This is a genomic window from Pseudomonadota bacterium, assembly GCA_010028905.1.
Classification (GTDB): Bacteria; Vulcanimicrobiota; Xenobia; order RGZZ01; family RGZZ01; genus RGZZ01.
The window spans coordinates 1-7,540 of record RGZZ01000243.1 but is presented as its reverse complement, the minus strand read 5'-3'; the positions used below and the strand labels follow the sequence as shown (position 1 = coordinate 7,540).

Annotated in this window: 5 protein-coding genes; 1 reads left to right on the top strand and 4 read right to left on the bottom strand. The window is 66.7% G+C overall.

Translation table 11 applies throughout. The features are described 5' to 3' along the window. Positions 1–75: 75 nt before the first annotated feature. The gene (gene tal, locus EB084_15565) at positions 76–1,200 is read left to right on the top strand and encodes a transaldolase (protein ID NDD29676.1); all 1,125 of its coding nucleotides are present in this window, start codon (positions 76–78) and stop codon (positions 1,198–1,200) included. Here tal and EB084_15560 read toward each other — a convergent pair. The 4 genes from EB084_15560 to EB084_15545 all read right to left on the bottom strand — a co-directional run bounded on the left by EB084_15560 (position 1,187) and on the right by EB084_15545 (position 7,279). Next, positions 1,187–2,554, bottom strand: coding sequence for a sensor histidine kinase (locus EB084_15560; GenBank protein NDD29675.1), 1,368 nt, complete (start codon positions 2,552–2,554; stop codon positions 1,187–1,189). The two genes, tal and EB084_15560, sit on opposite strands and share 14 nt — an antisense overlap. Positions 2,555–2,588: 34 nt before the next feature. Further along, the gene (locus tag EB084_15555) at positions 2,589–5,006 is read right to left on the bottom strand and encodes a phenylalanine--tRNA ligase subunit beta (GenBank protein ID NDD29674.1); all 2,418 of its coding nucleotides are present in this window, start codon (positions 5,004–5,006) and stop codon (positions 2,589–2,591) included. Positions 5,007–5,090: 84 nt separating this feature from the next. Continuing rightward, positions 5,091–6,140, bottom strand: a complete 1,050-nt coding sequence (locus tag EB084_15550) for a phenylalanine--tRNA ligase subunit alpha (protein NDD29673.1) — start codon at positions 6,138–6,140, stop codon at positions 5,091–5,093. A gap of 95 nt (positions 6,141–6,235) precedes the next feature. Beyond that, the gene (locus EB084_15545) at positions 6,236–7,279 is read right to left on the bottom strand and encodes a TerC family protein (protein NDD29672.1); all 1,044 of its coding nucleotides are present in this window, start codon (positions 7,277–7,279) and stop codon (positions 6,236–6,238) included. Between the last annotated feature and the right edge of the window lie 261 nt (positions 7,280–7,540).

Genomic DNA, 7,540 nt, shown 5'->3' with positions numbered 1-7,540 from the left:
GCGCGCAGGAGTTGGCGCCGGCTCCCGTCGAAGCGCCCTGCTCACGTCCACTCCACCCAGAGGAGGCCTCCGCCCATGTCCACCAACCCGCTTCTCCAGCTTCAGAACGAGGGAGTGAGCGTCTGGCTCGACTATCTCAGCCGCGACCTCATGAACGAGGGGGGCCTGCAGAAGCTCATCGACGAAGACGGCCTGCGCGGAGAGACCTCGAATCCGGCCATCTTCCAGAAGGCCATCTCCCACGGCGAGTCGTACAGCGAGCCGATTCACGCCCTGGCCAAGCAGGGGCTCGACGCGGAGGCTATCTGCTGGGAGCTCATGATCGGCGACGTGCAGCGCGCCTGCGACATGTTCCGCCCGCTGTACGAGGCGAGCGAGGGGCGTCACGGCTACGTGAGCCTCGAGTGCAACCCCCATCTCGCCGATGAGACCGAGGCCGAGCTGGCCCAGGCCCGTGAGCTGTGGACGCGGGTGGGTCGGCCGAACCTGCTCGTGAAGGTGCCGGGCACGAAGGCCGGGCTTCCGGTCATCGAGGCCTGTCTCTACGAGGGCATCAACGTCAACGTCACCCTGCTGTTCGCGGTGCAGCGCTACGAAGAGGTGATGGAGGTGTACCTGCGCGCCCTCGAGCGTCGCGCCGCCGAGGGCAAGCCTATCGACCGCATCGCGTCGGTGGCCAGCTTCTTCGTGAGCCGCGTCGACACCGAGGCAGAGAAGCGCCTGGCCAAGATCGCCGATCCGGCCGTTCCATCGGTGCTGGGCAAGATCGCCGTGGCCAATGCGCAGGTGGCCTACGAGGCGTACGAACGCTGCTTCGGGTCGTCTCCGCGCTGGCAGGCGCTTGCCGCCAAGGGCGCCCGGGTGCAGAACCCGCTGTGGGCCAGCACCAGCGTCAAGAACCCGGCCTACCCGGACACGCTGTACGTGGCCGAGCTCATCGGGCCGGACTGCGTCAATACCATGCCGGAAGAGACGGTTGACGCCTTCCGCGATCACGGGGTGTGCGCGCGCACGCTGAACGCCGCCAACGCAGCCGCGGCGCATGCGGTTCTGGCCACGCTCAAGCGCCTTGGCGTCGACCTCGACGACATCACGCTCAACACCCTCGAGCGCGAGGGCGTGCAGAAGTTCAACGACGCCTACGATCAGCTGCTCAAAGCGGTATCGGGGGCGCGTGAGAAGGAGCTCAGCCGGGCGTAGCGCTGCCTGCGTTCTGCACCGAGGTGGGCAGGAAGAGCGACATGGTCGTTCCCTTGCCCACCTCGCTTTCCACCTCGATGCGGCCGCCCATGGCCTCGGCAAGGGTACGCGCCATGGCCAGTCCGAGGCCCGGCCCCTCGTGCTTGCGTCGGGTCGACGAATCCACCTGGTGAAAGGGCTCGAACACCTGTCGAATGTGTTCGGTGGGAATGCCCGGGCCGTGGTCGGTGATGCGGATGCACACCTCTTCCCCGCTTCGCTCCGCAAGCGCCCGCACGTTCGCTTCCGGCGGGGAGAAGCGGATTGCGTTCTCGAGCAGGGCCACCAGCACCTGACGCACTCGCCTCGCATCGGCCACCGCTGCGGGCAGCCCATCTGCGGTCACGGTCTCGATGACGATCTTTCGCGCTACCGCGATGTCTCGTACTGCGTCGGCGGCGTCTCGGGTTGCCTGCGATGCGTGAAGGGGCTCTGCGCGCAGCTCGAGGGTTCCGGCGCTCAATCGAGAGAGGTCGATGATCTGGTCGATGATGCTGAGCAGACGTCGCCCGCCTCCGCCGATGTGCTCGAGAAAGCGGCGACGCTCTTCATCGCTGACGTTGATGTCGCGCTGCAGCAACAGCTCGGAGAAGCCGATGATCGAGTTGAGCGGGGTGCGCAGCTCGTGGCTCATGAGCGCCAGGAACTGGGCCCGCGACTGGAGCGATTCCTTCAGGTCGCTGTTCAGCTGACGTTGCTCGGCCTGGTGGGCGTCGAAGTCGTCACGTCGATGCCCACGCTCTTCTGTCAGGTGATGCAACGCGTCTCGCTCCGATTGCGCGCGCTGCAGCAGCAGGTGGAGAACGAGGGCGCTGCTTCCCAGAATGATCCATGTGGTCGCAGCGATGCCCGTCACACGCTGGAGCTGAAAGACGCCCTGTTCACTGTGCAGGTGCAGGGAGAGCATCAAGGACGCGAGGCAGGCGCCCGACAAGGCCGAGTATACGAAGACCCCGCGCGGGTTGATGAGCCCCGCGCCTGTCGAGACCAGCACGTAGAGCGGCAGGAGTGGGCTTTCCGCCCTTCCTGTGGCGACCACTCCGACGGTCACCACGGCGAGATCGAGCAGCAGGCCGGCGTGCATGAGCAACCCGAGCAGGCGTCTGGCGCGCAGCCACGACCACCAGGCCAGGCTGGCGACGATCTCTGCTGCGCACATGCGAAGGGCGATGTCGATGTCCTTGTTGCTGAACACGCGGTCAAGGGCGATGAGGGTCGCAAATGCGAGCACCGACAGTGCACCGCGAACACAGACGAGCCAGCGAACCTGCGCCTCGAGTCCGTCAGCGGGCCCGTTGATTCGAGCCGCGCTCATCTCGAGGAACGCGATCTGGCAGCCAGAGGCTTCGTCACGCGCGCACGCGCGCGCCCAGTGCCGACGAAACGCGATCGATCACCGCCTTCATGGCGTGTTCGATCTCCTGTTCGGTGAGGGTGCGATCGTCGTGCTGGAAGGTGAGTGCGTAGGCCAGGCTCTTCTCGCCGTCTGCGATCTGCTTGCCCTGATAGACGTCGAAGCAGCGCACGCGGGTGAGCGTGCTGCCCGCAGCCGTGCGGATCTCGTCTTCCACCCGTCCGCTGGCTACGTCGGCGGCCACAACGAGGGCGAGGTCGCGCGAGACCTCCGGAAACCGGGAGACGGGGCGATACTGCACGGGGCCGCGCTCCGCCCGAAGAGCGATGATCCGGTCGAGGTCGAGCTCGCAGACCACGATCTCGGTCTGGGTGTCGAGGGTTTCGAGCACGCCCGGGTGCAGCGCGCCGATGGTGCCGATCGACGCCCCTGTGCCGTCACGCACGATGCCGGTCTTGCCCGGGTGAAGCATCGCAGGCGCCTCTGCACCTGCGGCCTCGACACTGAGACGAAGGCCGAGACGGGCGAGCAGCGCCTCCACCACGCCCTTGAGGTCGAAGAAGCCCAGGGGGCTGCCGTTTCGTGTCCCGGCCAGAACCAGGGCGAGGCGACGCGATTCCACGGGCAGCGGCTGCGAAGCGACCTTGCGATAGATGTTCGAGATCTCGAACAGGGCGACGCGCTCGGCCCGCGCATTGAGGTTGTGCATGACCGACGTGATCAGGTGGGGCAGCAGGGTGGTGCGCAGCTGCGATTGGTCGGCAACCAGGGGATTGACCACCTTCACGGCATCGTCTCCCCCGTGGGCGCCTGACAGCCGGAGACGCTCGTAGCTCGACGGGTGGAGCAGCGACAGGGTGATGGCCTCGCACAGACCCAGGTCGGCCAGGATGTCGCGGATGTTCTCGCACTCGCGATCCATATCGTTGGTGCGCCCGGGGTGTGTGGCGCCGTAGGGGAGGCGGGGCGGGATGTTGTCGTAGCCGTAGTGGCGCGCGATGTCTTCGATGAGGTCTTCCTCGCGACGCACGTCGGGTCGGTATGATGGCACGGTGACGTCGATGCGCTCGGCCGTCTCATGATCGATGTGATAGTGCAGAGCGCGCAGGATCTCGGCGATGCGCACCTCGGGGATGTGGGTTCCCAGCAGGTGGTTCACCCGACGGGGGCGCACGCTCGCCTTGACGGGGGCCGGCGCCTCTCCTCCGGCTTCGGCCACGCCGCGTGCGAGACGTCCACCGCAGAGGGTGACCAGCAGGTGGGCGGCGCGCTGGCTGGCGTGGTCGACCCCATACCAGTCGAGCCCCTTCTCGAACCGGCGAGACGATTCGCTGCGCAGGGCCAGGCGTGTCGAGGTGCGGCGCACCGAGGCCGGATGGAACGCGGCCGACTCGAGCAGCACGCGTTTCGTGCTGCTCGAGACCTCGGAGTCGAGACCGCCCATGACGCCGGCGATGGCGACAGGGCGAGACGCATCGGCGATGACCAGCATGCGTGGGTCGAGGGCGCGCTCGACTCCGTCGATGGAGACCATTGTCTCGCCGTCTCGCGCGGGTCGCACCTCGATGCGCGCGCCTTCGACGCGATCGAGGTCGAAGGCGTGCAAGGGCTGGCCGGTCTCGAGCATCACGAAATTGGTGATATCAACCACGTTGTTCACCGAGCGCATGCCTGCGGCCTGCAGCCGCCCGATGAGCCACAGCGGCGATGGCCCCACCTTCACGTCGACCACCACGCGCGCCGTGTAGCGGGGACAGAGCGCTGCATCGGCGACGGTCACGTCAACGGGGTTCTCGGCGTCGGCCTCCGCCGCATCGTGGGCGGGGGTTTTGAGCGGACGGCCCAGCGCCGCCGACACCTCGCGCGCGATGCCCACGAGGCTCAGCGAGTCCGGACGGTTCGCAAAGGGCTCGAGCAGCAGCACGTGCTCGTCGATGCCCAGCAGGTCGAGCACATCGGCGCCGCGCGGCGTGTCCGGCGGGAACTCGAGCACCCCTTCGCGCTGCTCGACCGGCAGGTCCTTGCTGGGGATTGCCAGCTCCTCGGCCGAGCACATCATGCCGTTGCTCTCGACGCCCCGAAGCTTCGAGCGCTTGATGACCAGCCCGCCCGACAGATGCGCCCCCTCGAGCGCCACGGGCACGCACATGCCCGCCTGCACGTTGGTGGCCGCGGTGACGATCTGCAGCGGCTCGGCGCGCCCCACGTCGACCTGGCAGATGCGCAGGCGATCGGCGTTCGGGTGTGGCTCGATGGATGCGATGTATCCCACCGCCACGTTCGAGAGGCCGGGATTGCGGTTCTCGACGTTCTCGACGAGAACCCCCACGGCGTTGAGCCGATCGGCCAGCGCCTGGGGCGTGATGTCGCTCAGATCGACGTAGTCGTTGAGCCACTTGAACGGAACCTTCATCGGGGGAGACCTCCGGGAGATCGATGACGCGCGGCGGGTGGCCTGTGCGGCCGATCCTGAAGCGCGGGAGAGACGGGGCGGGACTCAGAACTGGCGCAGGAAGCGCAGATCGTTCTCGTAGAGCAGGCGGATGTCGTCGATGCCGTGGGCGAGCATGGCGATGCGCTCGACGCCCATTCCGAACGCGAAGCCCGTGTAGCGCTCGGTGTCGTAGCCCACCCGCTCGAGCACATTGGGGTGCACCACGCCGCTGCCCAATATCTCGATCCAGCCGGACTGCTTGCACATGCGGCAGCCCGTGCCCTCGCAGACGAAGCAGTCGATGGCCATCTCTGCACTGGGCTCGGTGAAGGGGAAGTACGATGGGATGAAGCGCGTCTTGCGACGCTTGCCGAAGAGCTCGCGGGCGAAGGTGTCGAGCACCCCCTTCAGGTCGGCGAACGAGATGCCCTCGTCGACCAGCAGCCCCTCGATCTGGTGAAACTCCCAGCTGTGGGTGGCGTCGACCGCGTCTCGGCGGTAGCACTTTCCAGGAACGATGACGCGCACCGGCGGCTGCTGGCGTTCCATCACGCGCACCTGAACGGGGGAGGTGTGGCTGCGCAGCAGCAGGTTGCCGAGGGGCGACTCGCCGAGGTAGAACGAGTCCCACATGTCACGTGACGGGTGATCTTCCGGGATGTTCAGGCCCTCGAAGTTGTAACGCTCGAGCTCGACCTCCGGACCGTCGACCACGTCGAACCCGAGGCCGATGAACACCTCTTTGAGGCGGCGCAGCACCTGGGTGATGGGGTGGATGCGACCGGTCTCGAGGGGCGTGCCGGGGAGCGTCACGTCGATGCGCTCGGTGCGCAGGCGATGCTCGAGGGCAGTCTGCTTGAGGGCGCCCTCGCGTGTGCGAAAGATCGCTTCGAGCTCGGTCTTGATCTCGTTGGCCAGCTTGCCCATGGCGGGGCGCTGGTCGGCGGGCACGGTGGCCAGACCGCGCAGAACCGCGGTGAGCTCGCCCTTGCGACCGAGGAAGTGCACCTCCACGGCTTCGAGGTCTTTGATGGTTGTGGTTTCGGCGGCGCGGGCACGTGCGTTGTCTGCCAGTGCCGCGAGGCTTGACTGGAAGTCTGTCGTCTGGTTCATCGCCACGCCCATTCCGCGCAGCGACGCGCGGATTCCTGCCGAGCCGCGCCGCTGCGGGGAGCGGGGTACCCCGCGCGGAGGGGCCGGATCACGAATCAGGGGGTGGCCTGCGGTGTTTCGTCGACGGCGGTGGGGAGGGCTTGCGCATCGGCTTGCGCGTCGGCCTGCGCGTCTGCCTGCGCGTCGGCGTCGGTGGAGGGCGGGGTGGGATGGCGTCGCTCGCGAACGGCCGAGAGCAACGTGGCCATGATGAGCACGGATGCGATCACGGTGAGGGTGACCGAGGTCGGCACGTGGAGGTGATGCGCGCCGACCATCTTGGCGCCCACGAAGACCAGGATGATGCACACCGCCATCTTCAGGTAGTGGAACCGATCGATGAAGCTGGCGAGCACGAAGTAGAGCGACCGGAGCCCGAGAATCGCGAAGATGTTCGATGTGAGAACGACAAAGGGGTCGCGCGAGATCGCCAGCACCGCGGGAATGGAGTCTACGGCGAACAGCAGGTCGGCGCTCTCGATGACCAGCAGCACGATGAACAGTGGCGTGGCGTGCAGCATCTTGCGGCCGTCTGGCCCGGGCTCGCGCACGAAGAAGTGCACGTTGCGGTAGTGGTCGGTCACGGGGAAGATGCGTCGCGCGATGCGCACGAAGATGTTGGTCTCCGGCGAGAAGTCGTCGTCATCGTCATCGCTGCCCAGCATCTTGATGCCGGTGTAGATCAGGAAGGCGCCGAAGAGGTATTCGGTCCACGTGAAGTACGTGAGGATGCCGATGCCCGCGAAGATCACCGCGGCGCGAAGCGCGAGGGCGCCCACGATGCCCCAGAACAGGACGCGATGCTGATGCTGGGGGTTCACCTTGAAGTAGTTGAAGATGACCGCCATCACGAAGAGGTTGTCGACGGAGAGCGATTTCTCGACCAGGTAGGCAGCAAAGTAGTCGAGCCCTTCGGTCTCGCCGCGCTTGAGGTACACCGCGGCACCGAAGGCAAGGCCAAGGGCGATCCAGAACAAGCTCCAGGCCGTCGCCTGACGCAGATCGAGCTTGTGCGGTCGGCGGTTGAACAAGCCGAGATCAAGCCCCAGCAACAGGGTGATCACGACGAAGAAGACGAGCCAGCCCTGAAGACCAGTCAGCGGCGGTCTCTCCTTGCCTCAGTGTCTCGGGGAACGGTCATGGGGGGGATGATTCTGGAGCACGGAGAGGGTTTCCCCTCTCTGGCGCGATTCCCGCACGTCGAGGTCTGCGATCAGATGGGGGCGACGGCCCCCCGCACTCGCGTGAGAACCGCGCGACGACCGTTCTCTGGCGCCTGGAGCGCCCACGTGGGGAGCACGTCGTTGCTGTACATCGCATCGCAGTTCTCCCGCGAGAGATCGATGGAGAAGGTGCCGGAG

Bases quoted from the DNA above. Each gene is read 5' to 3' on its own strand.
- tal (NDD29676.1), top strand. From the start codon at position 76: ATGTCCACCAACCCGCTTCTCCAGCTTCAGAACGAGGGAGTGAGCGTC.
- EB084_15560 (NDD29675.1), bottom strand. From the start codon at position 2,554: ATGAGCGCGGCTCGAATCAACGGGCCCGCTGACGGACTCGAGGCGCAG.
- EB084_15555 (NDD29674.1), bottom strand. From the start codon at position 5,006: ATGAAGGTTCCGTTCAAGTGGCTCAACGACTACGTCGATCTGAGCGAC.
- EB084_15550 (NDD29673.1), bottom strand. From the start codon at position 6,140: ATGAACCAGACGACAGACTTCCAGTCAAGCCTCGCGGCACTGGCAGAC.